The organism is Thalassotalea sp. PP2-459, from assembly GCF_001913705.1.
Taxonomy (GTDB): domain Bacteria; phylum Pseudomonadota; class Gammaproteobacteria; order Enterobacterales; family Alteromonadaceae; genus Thalassotalea_C; species Thalassotalea_C hakodatensis.
Genome location: NZ_MKQD01000038.1, coordinates 62,632 through 84,266, shown reverse-complemented (window position 1 = coordinate 84,266; position 21,635 = coordinate 62,632). Strand labels below are relative to the sequence as shown.

Genomic DNA, 21,635 nt, shown 5'->3' with positions numbered 1-21,635 from the left:
TATTTTACAATAACCACTATCATTCACCATAGTAAGAAATTGGTTTGGGTAGTTTACAGCAGCAGTTACAAACAACGGGTGACTTTCTAGCGCTTTCACGCGAGCATCCATGGTCATTACCAGAAACATTTTCCTTTGATGTTACTCATCAAGCAACCACTTCACAATGTACCGTGTCTGTTTTTGACACCGGTATTATTTCATTTTCACCAAAAGGTGTAGACACCACGCAAGATATTGTTTTATCTAGTGGTGTTCATGGTAATGAAACAGCACCCATTGAAATTTGTCGCGATATCATTCAAAAGATTATTCTCGGTCAGCTTAATGTTGGTCAGCGGGTTTTATTTATTTTTGGCAATATTGCTTCGATGAATATTGCTGAGCGCTTCGTTGAAGAAAACATGAACAGGCTCTTCTCAGGAGGGCACTCACTAGATCAAGGAAATGGTGCAGGACTCATTAATAAAGAGCGTGAGCGCGCTTTATTGCTTGAAAACACGATCAAACAATTTTTTGAACATGGCGCCACCCTCAATAAATCGCGTGAACGTATGCACTATGACTTACACACAGCAATTCGTGGTGCAAAATATGATAAGTTTGCGGTATACCCGTATTTACATGGTAAACCTAGAAAATCTTCGCAATTACAATTCCTTTTAGCGTGTGGTGTGAATACTGTTTTATTATCAAATTCACCTACAACGACATTCAGTTATTTTTCGTCAAAGCACTTTGGTGCCGATGCCTTTACTATTGAACTTGGTAAGGTTCAGCCATTTGGTAATAACGACATGACACAGTTCAAACAAGTAGCTTCAACGCTAACTAAATTAGTGTCTGGGCAAAACCTTGAGCTCAAAGCATACGATGAAAATGACTTTCATATATTTACCGTTGCACAGGTGATAAATCGTCAGCATGAAGCGTTTGAATTAACGTTTTCTAGCGATACGGTTAATTTTACTGACTTTCCAAAAGACCACGTTTTAGCAATAGATGGCGGTAACAAAATCAAAACTAAGCATGAAGGTGAAGCAATTATATTCCCAAATGCGAATGTTGCTATTGGTCAGCGAGCGATGCTGACGGTGATCCCTGCCAGTTTGAACGAAAATTAACCATCGAATATATTAACAGGTACATAGGTAATTTATTGTTTTTATAGATTTTAAAATATTTCTGTAAACATTAATGTTCACTTACAAACAAGATGAAGTGTGGTGTACTTTTGAAACTTGCATTACAGTTAACGTAAAGGTAAAGTTTGCGCAGGTAAAAAACATAAATGATAACGCACCTAAAACGAAAGTCTCATTTATGCAATCTCGCACTATACTTGATTGCATACAGGTTTTTGATATTCCCTTTAACATTGGGTAAAACATAAGAGAAGGCTATGAATACTGACATTTACAAAGAAGGCCCTGTTGTACACAACGCGGCTTTTATTGATGGTCATTCAGTTGAAATCCCCATCCTCAAAATATTACAACAAGATGGTACTGTATACCAAGGCGCTGAACTTCCAAACATTGATGAAGAGCACGCGGTAAAAATTTATAAAGCACTGGCTTTTCACCGAGCATTAGACGAACGCATGATTGGTGCACAACGCCAAGGTCGTATAAGTTTCTATATGGCTGCATTAGGTGAAGAAGCTGCTAGCATAGGTGGTGCAGCAGGATTAGAAGCACAAGATATGATCATGGCACAATACCGTGAGCAAGGTGCTTTAATTTATCGAGGTTTTAGTTTAGAAAACTTTATGAATCAAATGTTTTCTAATGAAAAAGATCTGGGTAAAGGCAGACAAATGCCAATTCATTATGGTTCGAATGAACTAAACTACATGACAATTTCTTCTCCTTTAGGGACACAAATACCACAAGCTGCCGGTTATGCTTATGGTCAAAAACTTCAAGGAAAAGACGCAGTAACACTTTGTTATTTTGGCGAAGGTGCCGCTTCAGAAGGTGATTTTCATGCAGGACTAAACATGGCAGCAGTGCATAATGCACCTGTTATTTTCTTCTGTCGTAACAATGGTTATGCTATTTCAACCCCTTCTGATGAACAATATGTCGGTAACGGTATTGCTTCACGTGGTGTCGGTTACGGCATGAAAACCATTCGTATTGATGGCAATGATATTTTAGCGGTGCTTAAAGCAGTACAATTAGCTCGGGCTTATGCCATTGAAGAAAGTAAACCTGTGATGATTGAAGCGATGTCTTATCGATTAGGGGCTCACTCCACATCAGACGATCCGTCAGGTTACCGTACGAAAGAAGAAGAAGAAAAATGGCATGCTCATGATCCGCTTTCCCGTATGAAATCATGGATGTTAGCGCAAAACTGGTGGGATGAAGCCCAAGAAACGGCATTGTTTGACCAGCTGCGTGAAGATATTTTAGCTGCAGTTAAAGTGGCTGAAAAAATCGCGAAACCACCAGTAGAAGATTTGGTTTCTGATGTGTATGACCAAGTGCCTGAACATTTACAGAAACAGTTGGCATCACTTAAAGCACATATCAAAAAATATCCTGAAGCGTACCCGCTTACTGCAGGGAGAATCAAATAATGGCACAAATGAATTTATTACAGGCAATTAACAATGCCTTAGATATTGCCATGGCAGAAAACGAAAGTGCCCTGTGTTTCGGCGAAGATGTAGGTCATTTTGGTGGTGTATTTAGAGCGACAAGTGGTTTACAGGAAAAGTATGGTAAAGCGCGTTGTTTTAATACACCACTGGTTGAGCAAGGTATTATTGGCTTTGCTAACGGTCTAGCAGCACAAGGCAGTACGCCAATAGCAGAAATTCAATTTGCGGATTATATTTTCCCAGCATTTGATCAAATTGTTAACGAATCTGCAAAATTTAGATACCGTAGTGGTAATGAGTTCAATGTAGGTAACCTCACCATTCGTACACCATACGGCGGTGGTATTGCTGGCGGTTTATACCACAGCCAATCACCTGAAGCATATTTTGCTCATACGCCAGGTTTAAAAATTGTTGTACCGCGTAATCCTTATCAAGCGAAAGGGCTTTTACTTGCTTCAATTCGTGATGATAATCCGGTTATTTTCTTTGAACCTAAACGCTTATATCGTGCGTCAGTGGGTGAAGTACCCGAAGAAGATTATCAATTACCCATTGGTAAAGCAGAAGTCACTGAGCAGGGTAAAGATATTACTTTGCTAGCGTGGGGCGCTCAAATGGAAATTATCGAGAAAGCAGCGGAAATGGCTAAAAAAGATGGTGTTTCATGTGAGCTTATTGACTTACGCACTATTTTACCTTGGGATGTAGAAACGGTTGCAAATTCAGTATTAAAAACTGGCCGATTACTTATTTCACAAGAAGCTCCGTTAACGGCTGGTTTTGCCAGTGAAATAGCAGCAACGATTCAACAAGAATGTTTCTTACATTTAGAATCTCCTATTGAACGAGTGTGTGGTATTGATACACCATATCCGCTTTCTCTTGAAAAAGAACATGCCGCTGATCACTTAAAAGTGTATGAAGCGATCAAACGCAGCATTAATTACTAGGGTTTAAGACATGAGCATTGATTTTATTTTACCGGACATCGGAGAAGGTATCGTTGAATGTGAACTGGTTGAGTGGCTAGTAAAAGAGGGTGATCACATCAAAGAAGATCAACCTGTTGCCGACGTTATGACCGACAAAGCGCTTGTTCAAATACCAGCAATGCATTCAGGCATCGTTGATAAGCTTTATTACGCTAAAGGTGAAATTGCAAAAGTGCATGCGCCTTTATTCGCCATGACTCCAGAAGGTGACGCAACGTCACAAGTGGAAGCTAAACCAGAATCTAGTGAAAAAAGCAATAAACCAGCGGCCGATCCTGCTTCTGGTACTATTGTTGAAGATTTTATCTTACCTGATATTGGTGAAGGTATTGTTGAGTGTGAGGTCGTTGAATGGTTAGTTGCAGAAGGCGATAGTATTGAAGAAGATCAGCCAGTAGCGGATGTAATGACTGATAAAGCCTTAGTTCAAATACCCGCAATGCATTCTGGCACAGTGGTAAAACTCTATTACGCGAAAGGCGAAATTGCAAAAGTGCATGCGCCGCTATTTTCACTTGAACGCGCATTAACTGAGCCGCAAGACTCAACTGCCGCCGTGTTACCTGAAAATGAAAAGTTACCGGTACCTCCCGCGACAGCTTCAACACCCGCTGACGTACCAAACCCCGTAACCACTGCAAATAAAGTCGTTAATAAAAAGGCGGTTGCGAGCCCTGCGGTTCGTCGTGTTGCTCGTGAACTCGGTGTAAACATTCACGAAATACCCGGCAGTGGCAAGAAAGGCAGAGTTTATAAAGATGATGTACATGCGTTTAAGGACGCACCAGCAACTGAACAACACGATAAACCAACATCAACTGCCACAGGCGGTACACGTGTTGAAGCGATCAGAGGCGTAAAAGCAGCAATGGCTAAAGCGATGGTTGCGTCAGTATCAACGATTCCTCATTTTACTTATTGTGAAGAAATAGACATGACGAACTTGATCAAGCTTCGTGGTGATCTAAAAGAAGTCTATGCTAAACAAGACATTAAGTTAACCATGATGCCGTTTTTCATGAAAGCAATGTCATTAGCATTGAAAGAGTTTCCAGTGATAAATTCACAGCCTAACGAAGACTGCACAGAACTTACCTATTTTGATGATCATAATATTGGTATGGCCGTTGATTCTAAAGTTGGTTTATTGGTACCAAATGTTAAACAGGTGCAAACAAAATCTATTATTGATTTAGCGAAAGATATTACGCGTTTAACCAATGATGCGCGTTCAGGGCGCGTTGCAGCAGCTGATTTGAAAGGAGGCACAATCTCAATTTCAAACATCGGTGCTATTGGTGGCACGGTAGCTACGCCAATTATTAATAAGCCAGAATCTGCGATTGTTGCACTTGGTAAGTTACAAACGTTACCGCGTTTTAATCAACAAGGTGAGGTTGAAGCTCGTTCTATCATGCAAGTAAGCTGGTCTGGCGATCATCGTGTGATTGATGGCGGTACCATTGCCCGCTTCAGTAACTTGTGGAAGTCGTTTTTAGAAGAACCAAGCAACATGCTTGTTCACATGAGCTAAGATGATTATTGCTCATTCAGCTTAAAAAGTGAAACTTAAAAAACGGCTCTTACAAGGGCCGTTTTTTTGTGGCTAAAAAAAATGGCCCCTTCAATATGAAGGAGCCATTTGTTAGCGTTAATCCTTGTTCAGCATAGTTCTTTATAAATCAATGCTAGTTAAGTGAGGCTTAACCAATAAACTGACGAGCATTGCGGAACATTCTTACCCAAGGTGAATCTTCGTGCCATTCATCAGGGTGCCACGAGTTTGCTACGGTACGAAATACACGCTCAGGATGTGGCATCATAATGGTTACACGGCCATCAGTAGTTGTTAATGAGGTAATACCGTCAGGTGAGCCATTAGGGTTTGCAGGGTAGGTTTCAGTGATATCACCATAATTATTGACGAAACGCATGGCAACCGTGCCAGAATCATTAGCAGTACCTATTGCTTCTTCACTGATAAATTCAGCGCGGCCTTCACCGTGTGAAACCGCGATTGGCATGCGTGAACCTTCCATTCCTTTGAAGAAAATTGAAGGGCTTTCTTGTATTTCAACTAATGAAAAACGCGCTTCAAAACGTTCAGATGCATTTTGCACGAAATGAGGCCATGATTCAGCACCTGGAATAATTTCTTTCAAGTTAGATAACATTTGGCAACCGTTACAAATACCTAAAGAGAATGTATCTTCGCGGTGGAAGAAGGTTTTAAACATCTCACGAGCATTAGCATTAAACAAAATTGATTTCGCCCATCCCTCACCAGCGCCTAGTACGTCACCGTATGAGAAACCGCCACAAGCAACAAGGCCTTTAAAATCCGCCAAATCTACACGGCCAGCAAGTACATCTGACATATGCACGTCAATCGCTTTAAAACCTGCACGATCAAATACTGCAGCCATTTCAACGTGTGAGTTAACACCTTGCTCACGTAAAATAGCCACTTTAGGGTTATTCCCTGTTTGTGCATCTTTTGCGATTAAATCAGCAACGATATCGTCGTTAATATCATAAGATAATGACACGTTTAAACCTGGATCTTCCGTATCGAATTTAACGTCGAATTCTTGTTGAGCACACTCAGGGTTATCACGCATTGCTTGCATTCTAAGTGTTGTTTCTGCCCAAACCGTACGGAAATAAGTACGGCTATTTTCTAATACTGTCTCACCATTTCGGGTAAATCGAATGGTGTCATCATTATTGATACCACCGATATCTGTGCAAAGCGCAGCAATGCCATGTTGTTCAAACACTTGGTTTACATCATCAATATCTTGATCCCGAACTTGGATAACGGCGCCTAATTCTTCGCTGAATAATATACTTAAATCATCACCAGAAAATGCGGTTAAATCAATGTCTACCCCGGTATGGCCAGCGAAGGCCATTTCAACGACAGAAGTAAATAACCCACCATCACTTCTATCATGATAAGCCAGTAGTTTTTCGTCTGCGACAAGCGATTGAATAGCATTGAAGAAACCTTTTAATGTTTCTGGGCTGTCGACATCGGGTGTTTCAGTGCCTAATTGTTTGTAGACTTGTGCTAAGCACGAACCACCTAAACGGTTTTTACCGTTGGATAGGTCAATGGCGATCAAGCGGCTTTCGCCTTTATCAATGCGTAATTGAGGTGTGACGGTTTTACGTACATCTTCAACACGACCAAATGCAGTGATCACTAACGAAAGTGGAGAGGTTACCGCTTTTTCTTCACCGTTCTCTTGCCATTTAGTTTTCATTGACATGGAGTCTTTACCAACAGGAATGGTTAAGCCGAGTGCCGGACAAAGTTCTTCACCAACGGCTTTAACCGCTTCATATAGACCAGCGTCTTCACCGGGGTGTCCAGCTGCAGCCATCCAGTTTGCAGAAAATTTAATTCGATTTAAATCGCCAATATCTGCGGAGGCAATATTAGTAAGAGATTCAGCAACGGCTAATCGTGCAGAAGCACCATAATTGAGTAGGGCAACCGGTGTTCGTTCACCCATTGACATTGCTTCGCCGTGATAAGAATCAAGAGCAGCAGTTGTAACGGCACAATCTGCAACCGGAACTTGCCAAGGGCCAACCATTTGATCGCGGGCAACCATACCAGTAACACTGCGATCACCAATAGTGATCAAAAAGGTTTTTTCAGCAATAGTTGGTAAACGTAAAATACGATCAGCAGCATCAGCAACAGATACATTGGTTAAGTTTAATGCCGCACCTGTTTTGGTTTTGCTTTGCACGTTGCGGTGCATTTTAGGGGGTTTACCTAGTAAAAGATCTAATGATAAATCAATCGGTTTATTTAACTGCTCATCGTCTGCAAAATGTTCATCAGTTAATGTTAAATGCTCTTCTTCGGTTGCTTTACCTACAACAGCAAATGGTGCTCGCTCACGTTGACAAATAGCTTCAAACTGGGCTAGTTTTTCATCTGAAACTGCTAATACATAACGCTCTTGAGATTCATTACACCAGATCTCTAAGGGTGACATGCTAAGCTCGTCGTTAGGTACGTTGCGTAATTCAAAGTTGCCACCGCGTCCACCATCAGCTACAAGCTCTGGGAAGGCGTTAGATAAACCGCCAGCACCAACATCATGAATAAATAAAATAGGGTTTTCGTCACCTAATTGCCAACAGCGGTCGATTACTTCCTGACAACGACGTTCCATCTCTGGGTTTTCACGCTGCACAGAAGCAAAGTCAAGGTTTTCAGCAGATTGACCTGATGCCATTGACGAAGCAGCGCCACCGCCTAAACCAATGTTCATGGCTGGGCCGCCTAAAGCAATGAGGTTTGCGCCAACATTAATTTCACCTTTTTGTACATGCTCATCACGTATATTACCTAAACCACCGGCAAGCATTATTGGTTTATGGTAACCACGTACTTCTTTACCGTTGAATGAATCTACTTGTTCTTCATAAGTGCGGAAATAACCAAGAATATTAGGACGACCAAATTCGTTGTTAAATGCTGCGCCACCTAATGGACCTTCAACCATAATGTCTAAGGCAGATACTATACGTTCTGGCTTACCAAAGTCTGTTTCCCAAGGCTGCTCAAAGTTAGGAATGCGTAAGTTAGATACGGTAAATCCTACTAAACCTGCTTTAGGTTTAGAACCAATGCCTGTTGCGCCTTCGTCACGAATTTCACCGCCTGAGCCGGTAGCTGCACCTGGGTAAGGTGAAATAGCTGTAGGGTGATTATGGGTTTCAACCTTCATTAAAATTTGAATATCTTCGTGGTTGTAACCATATTCTTTTGATTCAGGGTGCGGGAAGAAACGTCCACCTTCAGAGCCAACCATCACTGCAGCGTTATCTTTATATGCGCTTAATACGTAATCTGGGTTGGTTTCATACGTATTCTTAATCATTTTAAATAATGATTTAGGTTGTTGTTCGCCGTCGATTGTCCAATCAGCATTAAATATTTTGTGACGACAATGTTCTGAGTTTGCTTGGGCAAACATATAAAGCTCGATATCGTTAGGGTTGCGACCAAGCTTGATGAAATTTTCAACTAAGTAATCAATTTCGTCATCAGCAAGTGCTAAACCTAATTCGATATTGGCATTTGCAAGTGCTTTACGGCCACCTGATAACACATCAACGGCGTTAAGTTTACCGGGTTCTGCTGTTGCAAAAAGTGTTTGTGCTTGTTGTGCGTCACTAAAAATCACTTCCATCATGCGGTCATGAATCAAACCGTTTAATTGTTGCTCTTGTTGTGCACTTAGCGCTGAACTTTGAACATAATAAGCAAGACCTCTTTCAAGGCGAACGACTTTATCTAACCCACAGTTATGGGCAATATCAGTAGATTTTGATGACCAAGGTGAAATAGTACCAGGGCGAGGGGTAACCAATAGTAGCTTACCTACTGGTTCATGTTCTTCAATGCTAGGACCGTACGTTAGCAGCTTTGCTAATACGTGTGTTTCTTGTTCGTTAAGCTCAGCAGTTAAGTGTGCAAAATGCGTATACTCTGCATAAATATCTGTGACAGGAAGGCTAAGTTCAGCACACTGATCAAGTAATTTCTTGATACGAAAATCAGATAAGGCTGGAGCGCCACGAAGGGTTTGAATCAACATCGCCATATTATGTATTCACCAAGGTTGGATTTATTGGAATAAAAATCGCGCGTATTATAGTGTAAAAGCAGGGCAATAGTAAAAAAAATTCCATGCTTGTTTTCCGGAAATGAAAAAAAAGACTTTGATAAACAATAAAAGCACGCCACAATGGAATGATGAACGTTGTACACTTTAAATATTTTCGCAATATATTCCTTGTTTGGTTGTTATGTCTACCGTTTATTTTTACGTTGAGCGGTTGTCAAAAAAAGTCTGAACAATCAGGGCTGGTGAACGTTGCCAAACAAGGTTATATCACTGTTGGTACCCTTTATGGATTAACGAGTTATTATATCGGCCCAGAAGGTGAAACAGGCTTTGAATATGAATTAGCAAAAAAATATGCTGATTATCTAGGAGTGGAATTAAAAATAGTTGCTAGTTATAGCTTAGCAGAGCTTTTTGCTTTGCTTGATAGCGGCGAGGTTGATTTTTTAGCAGCAGGGTTAACCATTACAGATAAACGGCTACAGCGTTATAATTTTGCACCTAGCTATAATCGTATTAGTCAAAAACTTGTTTTTAAACAAGGGAATAAGCGCCCTAGGAAATTAGAAGATTTAACAGGTAAGTTGATAGTTACCGCTAACTCAAGCCATGTTGAAAATTTACAAACTATTCAACAAACTTTCCCGACACTTACATGGCAAGAAACTGAAGAATTAGACAGCGAAGAAGTACTGATCCGTATTTTAAATGACGAGTTTGACTATACGATCATCGATAGCCATACGCTTGCCGTTAGCCGCCGATATTATCCTGAAATTAGTATTGGTTTTACCCTCCAGGCGTCAGAGCTGATCGCGTGGCCGGTTCGCAAAGAAGGCGATGATTCAATTTTGGCAAGTATGATTGAATTTTTTGGCGACATTCATCATAACGGTACTTTATTAGCCCTTGATGATAAGTATTTTGGTCATGTAGAACAGTTTAATTATGTAGATACTCGTACTTTTATTAAAGCAGTTGATGCAAAACTACCACAATATCGTCCGCTTTTTGAAAAATATGCACAAGATATCGATTGGCGATTGCTGGCTGCTATCAGCTACCAAGAGTCACATTGGAACCCAAGAGCAAGATCTCATACAGGGGTAAGAGGTATGATGATGTTAACGTTACCGACTGCCAAGCAAATGGGAATTAAAAGTAGAATCGATGCCGAGCAAAGTATTCAAGGTGGGGCTAAATATTTTCAACAAATGTTTGATCGCATGCCTGATAGAATACCACATCCAGACAGGTTATGGTTTGCCTTAGCATCCTATAATGTTGGACTTGGTCATTTAAATGATGCGAGAGAGATCACGCGTTTGCAAGGGGGAGACCCTGATCGTTGGGTGGATGTTAAACAGCGGTTACCACTATTAAAACAGAAAAAGTATTATAAGTTTACTCGCTATGGTTATGCGCGGGGTGATGAACCCGTGAATTACGTGGAAAACATTCGACGCTATTACGATACCTTAACTTGGATGGATGAGAAACAACAAGAAGCTGAGCAACAGCTGTTGCTTGAGGCGTTAGAGCAACAAGAACTCACCAATGCTAACCCTAATGTATCAGCAATCGAAAAGCACAGCCCTGAACTGCCAAAAGGCGAGTAACAACACTTACGGTTCAGACTAATTTTAATCATAAATAGTCGTGAACGATTAAATGGAGATATTTTCTTACATTAAACAGACAGCATTTCATGAAACTGTCATATATTCTCTTGATAATAATACCTATAGACACCATATATAGAGTATGTTTGTTGAACGTTTTTAAGTGAATCGTGTCTATATTGAGTAGCAACAAGCATCATAATATTAATAGGAGAATATCATATGCAAAAAGCACGAAAAGTGTCGCATTCAACGCAACGAAAACGTTTAATGAATCGGCATAAAGTAAAAGTGAACAACCGTCGTTTGATGCACTTTATACAAGAAAATCAAGACGTAAACTGTACCCATAACGGTAGCATGAATTAAAGCTTGCTACCGTTATTTTTCATCTGTACTTTCACCTTCACCTTTATTCTATTACCCACCTTCTATTACCTTATATAAAGTGTCGAATAAAATTTACATATTATTACATTCTATCTTTTGTTATTTTTAGTCTTTCTTTAACAGCACATTAACAATTTGCTACATTGATTATACTACGATAAAAAAAAGGGAATAATAATGTTAAAAAAATGGTGTAAACCGTCACAAATAGCCATTGCTGCTTCTATTTGTATTACCACACTTTCGCCATCGGTCTTTGCCGATAAAATTAAACAAGTGACTTCGGTAGAAGGGATTTCTGAATACCGCCTAGATAATGGATTACAAGTACTGTTGTTTCCAGATAATACGAAAGAAACTGTCACTGTTAATGTTACTTACCACGTTGGCTCTAAACATGAAAACTATGGTGAGACGGGTATGGCTCATTTGTTAGAGCATCTTGTCTTTAAAGGCACGCCAAAGCACAAAGATATTCCTGCAGAATTAAGTTCTCATGGTGCAAGACCAAATGGCACCACGTGGACCGATCGTACTAACTACTTTGAAACCTTTGCTGCCACAGAAGAGAACATCGACTGGGCATTGAGCATGGAATCAGATCGTATGGTTAATTCGTTCATTGCCAAAAAAGATTTGGACAGTGAAATGACTGTGGTACGTAATGAATTTGAACGTGGTGAAAACAACCCGTTTAGAATTACCTTACAACGTATGTTGGCAGCAGCATATGAATGGCATAATTATGGTAAGTCTACTATTGGCGCTCGAGCAGATTTAGAAAATGTGCCAATTGACCGTTTACAAGCTTTCTACCGTAAATATTATCAACCAGATAACGCCACATTAACTGTCGCAGGTAAGTTTGATGTAGATACGATGTTGGAAAAAATCAACGCAACGTTTGGTAAAATTGCTAAACCAACACGCGTGATTCAACCGTTATATACCCGTGAACCCGCACAAGACGGTGAACGCTATGTGACGGTACGCCGTGTAGGTGATGCACAAATGATTGGTGCTGTTTATCATGTACCAGCAGGGTCGCATCCTGACTTTGCTGCGATTGATGTATTAAATGAAGTACTTTCAGCGCAGGCAACAGGGCGGTTACATAAATCACTTGTTGAGCAGAAACTGGCGAGCAACGCGTTTGGTTTTAATTTTCAGTGGGCTGAGCCAGGTGTTGCCATTTTTATGGCAGAAGTAGATAAAGCAAACGATTTAGCGAAAACTGAAACTGCACTTATTTCAACGTTAGAAGGTATTAGCGATAAACCAATTACCTCAGAAGAAGTTGAACGAGCCAAACGCACCATTTTAAAAAATACCAAATTAGCCTTTAATTCATCAGAGCGTATTGCCATGGAATTAAGTGAATGGCTAGGTATGGGTGATTGGCGTTTACTTTTCTTAAACCGTGATCGTATTGAAAGTGTTACAGCTGAAGATGTCAACCGTGTTGCTGCTAGTTATATTACGCGTAATAACAGAACACTAGGTAAGTTTATTCCTGCTGAAAACCCTGAGCGTGTTGACATTCCACATGTTGAAAGTGTATCAGCAATGGTCAAAGACTATAAAGGCCGTAAAGCTGTAGCGCAAGGTGAAGCTTTTGAACCATCTCATGATAATATTGATGCGCGCACTGAAACGAGTAAATTAGACACTGGTGTGCAAATAGCGTTACTGCCTAAGAAAACACGAGGCGAGTCGGTTGTTGTACAAGTTAATTTGCAAATGGGTGACTTACTTTCTTTACAAGGTCTAAATGCTGTTGGTGATGCAACGGGCGCTATGTTAATGCGAGGCACTGAGAATTATACGCGTGAACAGCTTAAAGAAGCGTTTGATAAGTTAGAAGCGCAAGTGAGTGTTGGCGGTGGTGATACATATGCGTATGTTACCGTAAATACGACACGCAAAAACTTAGATGATACGTTAAAACTCGTTGGTGAAGTACTACAAAAGCCAGCGTTTAGTGAAAAAGAGTTCGAGCTGTACAAGAGTGAAACGAAAGTTGGAATCGAGCAGCAATTGCAAGATCCACAGCGTATCGCTTTTAAAGCATATTCTCGTCATCAAAGTCCTTTTCCAAAAGGACACCCAAACTATGTACCGACATTTGAAGAAATGTTAGCGGCATTAGGTGCTGTAACTTTAGAAGATGTTCGTCAGTTCCATAAAGACTTCTATGGTGCATCTAGTATGCAAATTACTGTCGTAGGTGATTTTGATGAAGCTGCGACCACTAAAGTATTAGATGAAATGACGACTAACTGGCAAAGTAGTAAGGATTATGCCCGCATTGATAACCCTTACAAAAAACTATCAAACGAAGCAATGACCTTTGATACACCAGACAAGGAAAATGCAACCTTTGTCGCATCAATTAGTATTCCTGTTGGACAAAACCACCCTGATGCACCCGCGCTAACCATGGGGAATTATATGTTAGGTGGTGGTTTCTTAAACAGTCGCTTAGCAACCCGCTTGAGACAAAAAGATGGTTTAAGCTATGGTGCTGGTTCATTTATAAATATTAGTGATTTTGATGAGCGAGCGTCACTTGGGGCATACGCTATTTGTGCACCGCAAAACTTAGCAAAAGTGGAAGTAGGCTTTAAAGAAGAAGTTGCGCGTATGCTTAAAGATGGCTTTACCGATGAAGAAGTCGCTGCGGCCAAGTCTGGCATGTTGCAAGGACGTAAAGTGAGTCGTTCTCAAGATCGGGAACTAGCAGGCAAGCTAAATACAAATCTTCGTTTAGATCGCACGATGCAATTTAGTAAAAAATATGAAGCACAAATTGCGAAGTTAACGGCAGAAGATATTAATAACGTGATGCGTAAATACTTATCAGTAGAGGCATTTGCGATTATTAAAGCGGGCGATATGTCGAAAGTTGAAAAATAGACTTACATATCTTCGCTAAAAGGGAAGTGCTTAGGCTCAATGCCAGTCAGTTAAGCTGACTGGCATTTTTCTTTTTATCACAACTGCAGAATGTCACGGTTCTTTAAATTTGTTGTTTATTGTTTAACGCTCAAGTGAAGACTGTTCTTTTAATTTTTGTTTTAACAATTTTTTTTCTTTTCTACGGCGCTTAAAAAAGCTAGAAAGTAAAGCGCTACACTCTGTTGCCATCACGCCTGAGCTAATTTCAATTTGATGATTTAGCTTATCACTATTTGTTAGGTCAAACACCGTTCCTGCACTGCCGGTTTTTTCATCAGCGCAAGCAAAAACTACCCGTTTAATACGGCTATGAACCAATAACCCAGCACACATCGGGCAGGGTTCTAAGGTGACATATAAGGTGCAATCAAGCATCCGATAATTTTCTAGTGTTTTACCCGCTTGTCGAATGGCGATCATTTCTGCATGAGCAGAGGGATCATGTTGCATAATCGATTGATTAAAACCTTCACCAATAATATTACCGTCAGCAACGACAATTGCACCCACAGGTATTTCATCATGTTGTTCAGCTTTTAACGCTAACGCATAGGCTTTAGCCATAAATTCATGGTCAATTTCAGTTTGGCTGTATTGCGTCATGTTACAAAAACTCTTCTAGCAAGCTGTTTAAATACCGGTGGCCGAGCTTTGTCACTTGCCAGTTTCCATTGTGTTGTTGTAAAAGCCCTTTGTCTAAGGCACGATGCATTTTATCAGACACTGTGCTGAAGGCTAATCCCGTCATCTGTTCAAAGTCGGCTTCATTAAACGCTGAAAATAACCGTAATCGATTCATCATGAACTCAAAAGGACGTTCTTCTTTGGCAACCGTTAATAGTTGATCTAAATGTTCACGGCTGGAATCTAAGTAACCTTTTGGGTGTTTAACTTTTATCGTGCGATGAATTTGTTGTTTAACGGGGTCCGTTATCTTTCCGTGAGCGCCACAACCTATCCCAAGGTAGTCGCCGTATTGCCAATAATTCAGATTATGTTGGCACTCAAAGCCTGGTTTAGCGAAGGCTGAAATCTCATATTGTTGATAGCCAGCATTCGTTAATAGTGCGTTGCCTTTATCTTGGATATCCCAAAGCGTTTCATCTTCTGGCAGTTTAGGTGGTTTTGAGTAAAAAGCTGTGTTCGGTTCAATGGTGAGTTGATACCAAGAAAGATGGGTTGGCGAAATATCGATCGCGGTTTTAATATCATCTAACGCGTTATCAAGTGATTGATTCGGTAAACCATGCATTAAATCTAGGTTGAAGGTATTGATGCCACATTCATGAGCGAGTGTCGCTGCTCGTTTAGCTTGATTACTGTCGTGAATACGCCCTAGCTTAATTAATTTGTCAGAAGCAAAACTTTGAACGCCAATGGATAAACGAGAAACACCACCTTGGTAAAACCCGATAAATTTATCTGCTTCAACCGTGCCAGGGTTTGCTTCTAAGGTGATTTCAATATCGGCACGGTGCTCAAATCGTTGTAATACTTGAGACAGTATTGCTGAAATTGCTTCTGCACTGAATAAACTTGGTGTACCTCCGCCAATAAAAATGGAGTGCAAAGGTCTATCGTAAAGTGCAAAGCGCTTAATATCAGCGTCAAGATCTTTGATCAATTCTGCAACATAAGCTTGTTCTGGAATATCATGTTTTAATGCATGAGAGTTAAAATCGCAATAAGGGCATTTTTCAATACACCAAGGTATATGGATATAAAGGGATAAAGGCGGAGCAGTTAACATCATTGCTGCTTATATCGCTTGTAACTTAGTTGCTAATTGGGCAAGTGCTTTTCCACGATGGCTTATAGTGTTTTTTTCTTCGCGGCTAAGTTGCGCTGAGGTTTTGTGTAATTCTGGTAGCCAAAAAAGCGGATCATAACCAAAGCCTTGCTCGCCTTGTTGTTCAGTTACAATACTACCTTCCCATACGCCATGGCAAATAAGTGGGGTGGGATCTTCCGCATGCGCCATATATACCAAGACACAATGAAATCGAGCACTTCGCTCATTTTCAGCAACGTTTTGTAAGGCATTGAGTAACTTTTGATTGTTATCGCTATCATTAGCGCTTTCGCCAGCATAACGAGCAGAATAAACTCCTGGAGCACCGTTTAAAGCGTCTACTTCTAAACCTGAATCGTCAGCAATCGCAGGCAAACCGGTAATATTTGCAGCATGTCTTGCTTTTATAATCGCATTTTCTACAAATGTTGTGCCTGTTTCGGGCACATCTGGTACATTAAACTCACTTTGTGCTTTTATCACAAAGCCTTTTTCTGCGAGCAAACTGGCAAGCTCTTTTACTTTACCTTGGTTACCGGTAGCTAAAACGATAGTTGTCATCTGTTCAAATACTGCTTAGAAAATAAAGCCGGATCATACCCTAATCTGAAAGAATTAGGGAGACTAAAGACGATATTTTGAGAAGGATAGGAAGTAATAATGACGTTAAAAGATAACCTATTAGGCTTAATGATAATTTTTATTTGGGGCTTTAATTTTGTCGTCATTGCTTGGGGTGTTCAAGATATGCCGCCATTATTAATGGGCGCTGCTCGTTTTTTATGTGTTGCGTTGTTAGGTTCATTATTTGTTGCTAAGCCAGGGATACCTTGGCGTTGGATGGCGCTTTATGCAATAACGCTTTGCTTTGGTCAATTTGCATTGCTGTTTTCTGCGTTGGCATTTGGTATGCCAGCAGGGTTAGCATCTATTGTTTTGCAGTCTCAGGCGTTGTTTACCATTCTATTTTCGATAGTGTTGTTAAAAGAGCAACTGCATAGAACCCAATTAATAGCCTTAACGATCGCATTTTTCGGCTTGTGGGCGATAAGCAGCGCAGGGCAGTCTACAGATATGACGTTAATTGGCTTTATGCTCACCATTGCAGGTGCCATGTCTTGGGCGATTGGTAATATTGTTAACCGTAAAATTACCCAATTAGGTTATCAAGCAAATTTAGGTTTGGTTGTTTGGTCAGCTTGGATAGCCGTTATTCCTTTTGCGCTTTCAAGTTACTATATTGAAGGGCCAGAAGTGATACCGCAAACGTTTGAAAGCTTTAATCTTTCTAGTGCATTAGTGTTACTTTATTTAGCAATAGGCGCATCTATTTTAGGTTATAGTATGTGGGGAGCCTTATTAAGTCGTTATCCTGCTGGTCAAGTCGCGCCATTAACTTTAGGTGTTCCTGTCGTGGGTATTATGTGTGCGTCGTTTTTTCTTGGTGAAACGCTAAATTCTGGACAAATATTAGGCATACTATTAGTGATGCTTTCATTGTTTATAAATGCCTTTGGTAAACGACTATTTAATAAAAAGCAATTAGCCTAACCGCTGTTAATTTAGCGATAAAAAACGGGCATCAAATGACGCCCGTTTTGTCTTGTCTAACATTAATATTTACATCTTACGATGTTAATCTTCTTCAACTAAAGTCATTAAGGAAGTGTTACCGCCTGATGCTGTTGTATCAATGCTGATGGTTTTCTCCGTTAATAAACGTTGGATCAAATTGTCAAAGTACTCTGAACTGATCACAGGTAATATTGCCCCTTGACGTTCAGCTAACTTTTCACTGATATAATGCTTACGATCACAAAGACTATCAATAACAACCCCTGAGAGAGCAGGGTGATCTAACAGGGCAGATAAGTGACGTAATCTGGCCACTTGAAAAACGTTTTTATCAACACCTGTGGCAATAAATTTATCTCTAAAAGCGATGGCTTCATCATAGAATAAATCTGAAACAACTGAGATAACGGTATTACCTGTCGCTAATGCGGTTACTAATGAAAGTGTCCAAAAGTGAAAACTTGTATTTTTATCAGCAAAACAAATAATATTGCCACGGTTTTCCAAATAAAGCGTATTTGATTCACCTGTTGGACCAGGCAATACAGTAGGTTTCTTTAAGCGTTTTTCAATGCTGATTAATTGATCGCGAGCCGCTGCTAGTGTGCGGTTCAAATCATCGGCAAGGTCATCAACGATATCAACATGTGCAATTTTAGCTAATAATTGACGAACATAAGAGATCCGAGTGTTTAATTCCGTTAAACGCCAATCCTTTTCTGCCGTATCAGCTTTTTCCATAAATAGGTTTGCTTCAGACTCGGCTTGTTCATTACTCTCTAATGCTTCAACTTGTTCTGGCAACATATTGAATTGTTCGGCATCAGGCGTCGCTTTTTCTTTCATCAATCGTGTTAAATAGTTTGGACCGCCAGCTTTTGGCCCGGTGCCTGATAGGCCACGACCACCAAAAGGTTGAACGCCAACAATTGCGCCAATCATATTACGATTTATATAAATATTGCCTGCACGAGACAGTTTTGCTAATTCAAGGGCACGATGATTGATTCGTGTATGGACCCCCATGGTTAAACCAAAGCCTGTACTGTTTATTTTATCTACCACATTTTCAATCTCTTCGCCTTTAAAGCGAACCACATGCACACAAGGACCAAAAACTTCCTTTTTCAATACGCTTATATCATCAATTTCATATAGGCGAGGAGCGAAGAAATAGTGTTCATTGTCAGATAGCTTATCAGTTATCTCTTGAGCAATTTCACATTGGTATAATAACTTGCCATGTGATTGCATATAGTCGCTATGCGCGTTAAGTGCATCTAGAGCTTTTTGATCAATGACAGGGCCAATATCTGTACTTAGCATTGAAGGGTCGCCTATATGTAATTCGGCTAATGCGCCTTTAAGCATGGTAATTACATCGTCGGCTATTTCTTCTTGTAAATATAACACGCGCAACGCCGAGCAGCGTTGACCTGCCGATTGAAAGCCTGAAGAAATAATATCATCAACCACTTGCTCAGGTAGTGCGGTTGAATCAACAATCATGCAGTTTTGACCACCAGTTTCTGCGATCAAAGGTACTTGATCGCCACCACGCTCTGCTAAGGTTTGTGAAATTCTGGTCCCCGTTTCCGTAGAGCCAGTAAACATCACTGTTTGTACGCGAGTGTCAGGTACAATAACACTACCCACATCGCTACCTCGCGCGATTACCGCTTGTACAACACCCTCAGGTAGGCCAACTGACTTCATTAATCCAATAGTATATAAAGCTATCAAACCAGTTTGCTCTGCGGGTTTCGCTAACACAGTATTGCCGGTTGCGATTGCAGCAGCAACTTGACCTAAAAATATTGCCAGAGGGAAGTTCCAAGGGCTAATACACAACACCACACCGCGTGGTTCCAATCTATCATCTTCTACGAGTTCTACAGCTCTTTCTGCATAGTAACGACAAAAATCAACGGCTTCTCGTACTTCATCAATACCATCTTGTGCTATTTTACCCGCCTCTTTGATACACATGGCGATAAGTTCATTCATGTGTCGCTCAAGTATATCTGCAATGCGATATAAAAGTGCGGCGCGCTCAGTTACAGGTGTTTGTGACCATGAAGCCAATACGTTTTCTGCAGTATCAATCATAGCTAACATATCATCTTTATCGTGAAAATGGTGATATCCGATAATTTCATGATGGTTAGCTGGGTTTTTCACCGGTACTGAATTTTCAGGTAATGCGTCACTGTTAAGTAAGTTATTCTCAAACCAGTTATCAAGTGAGGTTTTTAGCGTGGATATTTCGATAATATCATCTAAGTCTACCCCTATTGAGTTATCACGTCCGTTACCATTTTTATCATGGTATAACGCGACCGGCTTGAGAATTTGATTATTATATTTATCTTTTAAGCGTTGTGTTTTTTCAACGGGATCTTCAAGCAAAGATTCAACAGGTTGTGATTCATCAACGATGGCATTTACAAACGAAGAATTTGCGCCATTCTCTAATAAACGACGTACTAAATAGGCGAGTAGATCTTCATGATGACCAACAGGTGCATAAATACGACATTGGATACTTTCTCCTGAAACGATTTGATCGTAAAGCGAGTCGCCCATGCCATGTAAGCATTGAAATTCAAAGCCTTCTTTATCATCACCAGCAAGCTCTACAATAGTTGCTGCGGTGTAGGCATTATGTGTGGCAAATTGTGGGTAAATAGTATCACGGTAATCTAACAGTTTATTAGCACAAGCGTGATAAGAAACATCAGTAGAAGATTTACGTGTAAACACGGGAAAATGAAGATGACCGTCTTTTTGCGTATTTTTAATCTCAGTATCCCAGTACGCCCCTTTAACTAAACGTACCATCATTTTTCGGTTTGTTCGTAATGTTAAACTGCGTAACCATTCTACGACCCAAAGTGCGCGTTTTTGATAGGATTGCAATGCAATACCAAAACCATTCCAGTCACCTAAATCGTTATCACTAAAGACTGCTTCAATGATATCGAGTGAAATATCTAAGCGTTCTGATTCTTCAGCATCAACGGTTAGGCCGATGTTATAGCGTTTAGCTTGTAAACATAGGGTTTTAAGTTTTGGAACGATTTCAGCTAAAACACGTTCTTTATGGCTAAACTCGTAACGTGGATGTATCGCTGACAGTTTTACAGAAATACCGGGTACCTTACGTGGGTCATTTTTACCTGAGGCTTGAGCAATTGAACCGATAGTTTCTATCGCTTGTTGATAAGAGGCTAAGTATCGTTGAGCATCTTCCATGGTGCGAGCACCTTCGCCAAGCATATCGTAAGAATATACATAGCCATTTTGTTCTTTAGTGGCTGCACGCTCAGTTGCTGCTTCAATGGTTTCGCCCATTACAAACTGTTTACCCATGATTTTCATGGCATAGTTCATTGATTTACGAATAACAGGTTCGCCAAGACGACCGATGGTTTTTTTCAGTAGACCAAAGTTATCTTGCTTACGCTTGTCTGCATAATTCACCATAGAACCCGTAATTAATAGTCCCCATGATGAAGCATTCACAAACAAAGATTCACTACTGCCAAGGTGAGAGCTCCATTTACCTTGCGAAATTTTGTCTCGAATTAAGGCATCTTGTGTATGTTTATCTGGAACACGTAGTAACGCTTCAGCTAAACACATAAGTACTACACCTTCTTCACTAGAAAGAGAATACTCATTTAAAAGTGCATCTATGGCTCCATTGCCTTCTTGGTCTTCACGGATTTTTAAGACCATTTTACGAGCGCGTTCCCAAGCTCGACTTCGTGCACTTACGTTAACTTCTGCAATCGGTAGAATATGATCTACTGCTATATTTTCATCGATGCGATAAAACTCACGGATTTTCTGACGAATGGGACAGTCAGAGAATAACGAACCATTAAAAAGCATTTATTTGCCCTCAAAATATACTGAATAGTGCTTTAACACTATAGTCTTTTTATAGCCATTGAATATTTGAGAACGCTAAACATGATGTTGAAAGTCTTAACACATTTCTTACTTCATGATTAGCATTCATGTAGGCAT

The 21,635-nt window shown here is 40.3% G+C and carries 13 protein-coding genes; 8 read left to right on the top strand and 5 right to left on the bottom strand.

The genetic code is table 11. From position 1 onward, the window contains the following. Positions 1-44: 44 nt before the first annotated feature. The 4 genes from astE (at position 45) to BI291_RS08920 (ending at position 5,140) form a co-directional block, all read left to right on the top strand. Positions 45-1,124 (top strand): succinylglutamate desuccinylase, encoded by a 1,080-nt coding sequence (gene astE / locus BI291_RS08935; RefSeq protein ID WP_254849554.1) that lies wholly within the window; start codon positions 45-47, stop codon positions 1,122-1,124. 278 nt (positions 1,125-1,402) lie between these two features. Continuing rightward, the gene (locus BI291_RS08930) at positions 1,403-2,587 is read left to right on the top strand and encodes a thiamine pyrophosphate-dependent dehydrogenase E1 component subunit alpha (protein WP_074498404.1); all 1,185 of its coding nucleotides are present in this window, start codon (positions 1,403-1,405) and stop codon (positions 2,585-2,587) included. Then, complete coding sequence (locus tag BI291_RS08925; protein ID WP_074498403.1) at positions 2,587-3,564, top strand: alpha-ketoacid dehydrogenase subunit beta; 978 nt, start codon at positions 2,587-2,589, stop codon at positions 3,562-3,564. Before BI291_RS08930 ends, BI291_RS08925 begins: the two co-directional genes overlap by 1 nt. A 10-nt stretch (positions 3,565-3,574) precedes the next feature. Beyond that, a complete protein-coding gene (locus BI291_RS08920; RefSeq protein WP_074498402.1) occupies positions 3,575-5,140 on the top strand; it encodes a dihydrolipoyllysine-residue acetyltransferase in 1,566 nt (521 codons plus the stop codon). A 169-nt stretch (positions 5,141-5,309) separates the two neighbouring features. Here the strand turns inward: BI291_RS08920 and purL are convergent, their stop codons facing one another. Then, positions 5,310-9,233, bottom strand: a complete 3,924-nt coding sequence (purL, locus tag BI291_RS08915) for a phosphoribosylformylglycinamidine synthase (RefSeq protein WP_074498483.1) — start codon at positions 9,231-9,233, stop codon at positions 5,310-5,312. 155 nt (positions 9,234-9,388) lie between these two features. On the opposite strand from purL, the gene mltF reads away from it, so the two are divergent. The 3 genes from mltF to BI291_RS08905 all read left to right on the top strand — a co-directional run bounded on the left by mltF (position 9,389) and on the right by BI291_RS08905 (position 14,191). Then, entirely contained in the window at positions 9,389-10,882 is a 1,494-nt protein-coding gene (mltF, locus tag BI291_RS08910) for a membrane-bound lytic murein transglycosylase MltF (RefSeq protein ID WP_254849553.1), read from the top strand. A gap of 225 nt (positions 10,883-11,107) precedes the next feature. Beyond that, the gene (locus BI291_RS18415; protein WP_175573101.1) at positions 11,108-11,254 is read left to right on the top strand and encodes a hypothetical protein; all 147 of its coding nucleotides are present in this window, start codon (positions 11,108-11,110) and stop codon (positions 11,252-11,254) included. 198 nt (positions 11,255-11,452) lie between these two features. After that, positions 11,453-14,191, top strand: coding sequence for a pitrilysin family protein (locus tag BI291_RS08905; RefSeq protein ID WP_074498401.1), 2,739 nt, complete (start codon positions 11,453-11,455; stop codon positions 14,189-14,191). Between the two features lie 123 nt (positions 14,192-14,314). Here the strand turns inward: BI291_RS08905 and tadA are convergent, their stop codons facing one another. From tadA to BI291_RS08890, 3 genes are read right to left on the bottom strand one after another with little or no spacing between them, the layout of a single operon-like run. Further along, on the bottom strand, positions 14,315-14,836 hold the full coding sequence (tadA, locus tag BI291_RS08900) for a tRNA adenosine(34) deaminase TadA (protein WP_074498400.1): 522 nt from the start codon (positions 14,834-14,836) through the stop codon (positions 14,315-14,317). A gap of 1 nt (position 14,837) precedes the next feature. Next, positions 14,838-15,986, bottom strand: coding sequence for a radical SAM family heme chaperone HemW (hemW, locus tag BI291_RS08895; protein WP_217693819.1), 1,149 nt, complete (start codon positions 15,984-15,986; stop codon positions 14,838-14,840). 6 nt (positions 15,987-15,992) lie between these two features. Next, positions 15,993-16,586: an XTP/dITP diphosphatase gene (locus BI291_RS08890; protein ID WP_074498398.1), complete on the bottom strand. Its 594-nt coding sequence runs from the start codon at positions 16,584-16,586 to the stop codon at positions 15,993-15,995. A 99-nt stretch (positions 16,587-16,685) separates the two neighbouring features. Between BI291_RS08890 and BI291_RS08885 the strand changes: the two genes are divergently transcribed. Continuing rightward, entirely contained in the window at positions 16,686-17,576 is an 891-nt protein-coding gene (locus BI291_RS08885; RefSeq protein WP_074498397.1) for an EamA family transporter, read from the top strand. 84 nt (positions 17,577-17,660) lie between these two features. On the opposite strand, the gene putA is transcribed toward BI291_RS08885, so the two are convergent. Next, on the bottom strand, positions 17,661-21,497 hold the full coding sequence (gene putA / locus BI291_RS08880; RefSeq protein ID WP_074498396.1) for a bifunctional proline dehydrogenase/L-glutamate gamma-semialdehyde dehydrogenase PutA: 3,837 nt from the start codon (positions 21,495-21,497) through the stop codon (positions 17,661-17,663). Between the last annotated feature and the right edge of the window lie 138 nt (positions 21,498-21,635).

Bases quoted from the DNA above. Each gene is read 5' to 3' on its own strand.
- BI291_RS08930 (WP_074498404.1), top strand. From the start codon at position 1,403: ATGAATACTGACATTTACAAAGAAGGCCCTGTTGTACACAACGCGGCT.
- BI291_RS08925 (WP_074498403.1), top strand. From the start codon at position 2,587: ATGGCACAAATGAATTTATTACAGGCAATTAACAATGCCTTAGATATT.
- BI291_RS08920 (WP_074498402.1), top strand. From the start codon at position 3,575: ATGAGCATTGATTTTATTTTACCGGACATCGGAGAAGGTATCGTTGAA.
- purL (WP_074498483.1), bottom strand. From the start codon at position 9,233: ATGTTGATTCAAACCCTTCGTGGCGCTCCAGCCTTATCTGATTTTCGT.
- mltF (WP_254849553.1), top strand. From the start codon at position 9,389: ATGATGAACGTTGTACACTTTAAATATTTTCGCAATATATTCCTTGTT.
- BI291_RS18415 (WP_175573101.1), top strand. From the start codon at position 11,108: ATGCAAAAAGCACGAAAAGTGTCGCATTCAACGCAACGAAAACGTTTA.
- BI291_RS08905 (WP_074498401.1), top strand. From the start codon at position 11,453: ATGTTAAAAAAATGGTGTAAACCGTCACAAATAGCCATTGCTGCTTCT.
- tadA (WP_074498400.1), bottom strand. From the start codon at position 14,836: ATGACGCAATACAGCCAAACTGAAATTGACCATGAATTTATGGCTAAA.
- hemW (WP_217693819.1), bottom strand. From the start codon at position 15,986: ATGATGTTAACTGCTCCGCCTTTATCCCTTTATATCCATATACCTTGG.
- BI291_RS08890 (WP_074498398.1), bottom strand. From the start codon at position 16,586: ATGACAACTATCGTTTTAGCTACCGGTAACCAAGGTAAAGTAAAAGAG.
- BI291_RS08885 (WP_074498397.1), top strand. From the start codon at position 16,686: ATGACGTTAAAAGATAACCTATTAGGCTTAATGATAATTTTTATTTGG.
- putA (WP_074498396.1), bottom strand. From the start codon at position 21,497: ATGCTTTTTAATGGTTCGTTATTCTCTGACTGTCCCATTCGTCAGAAA.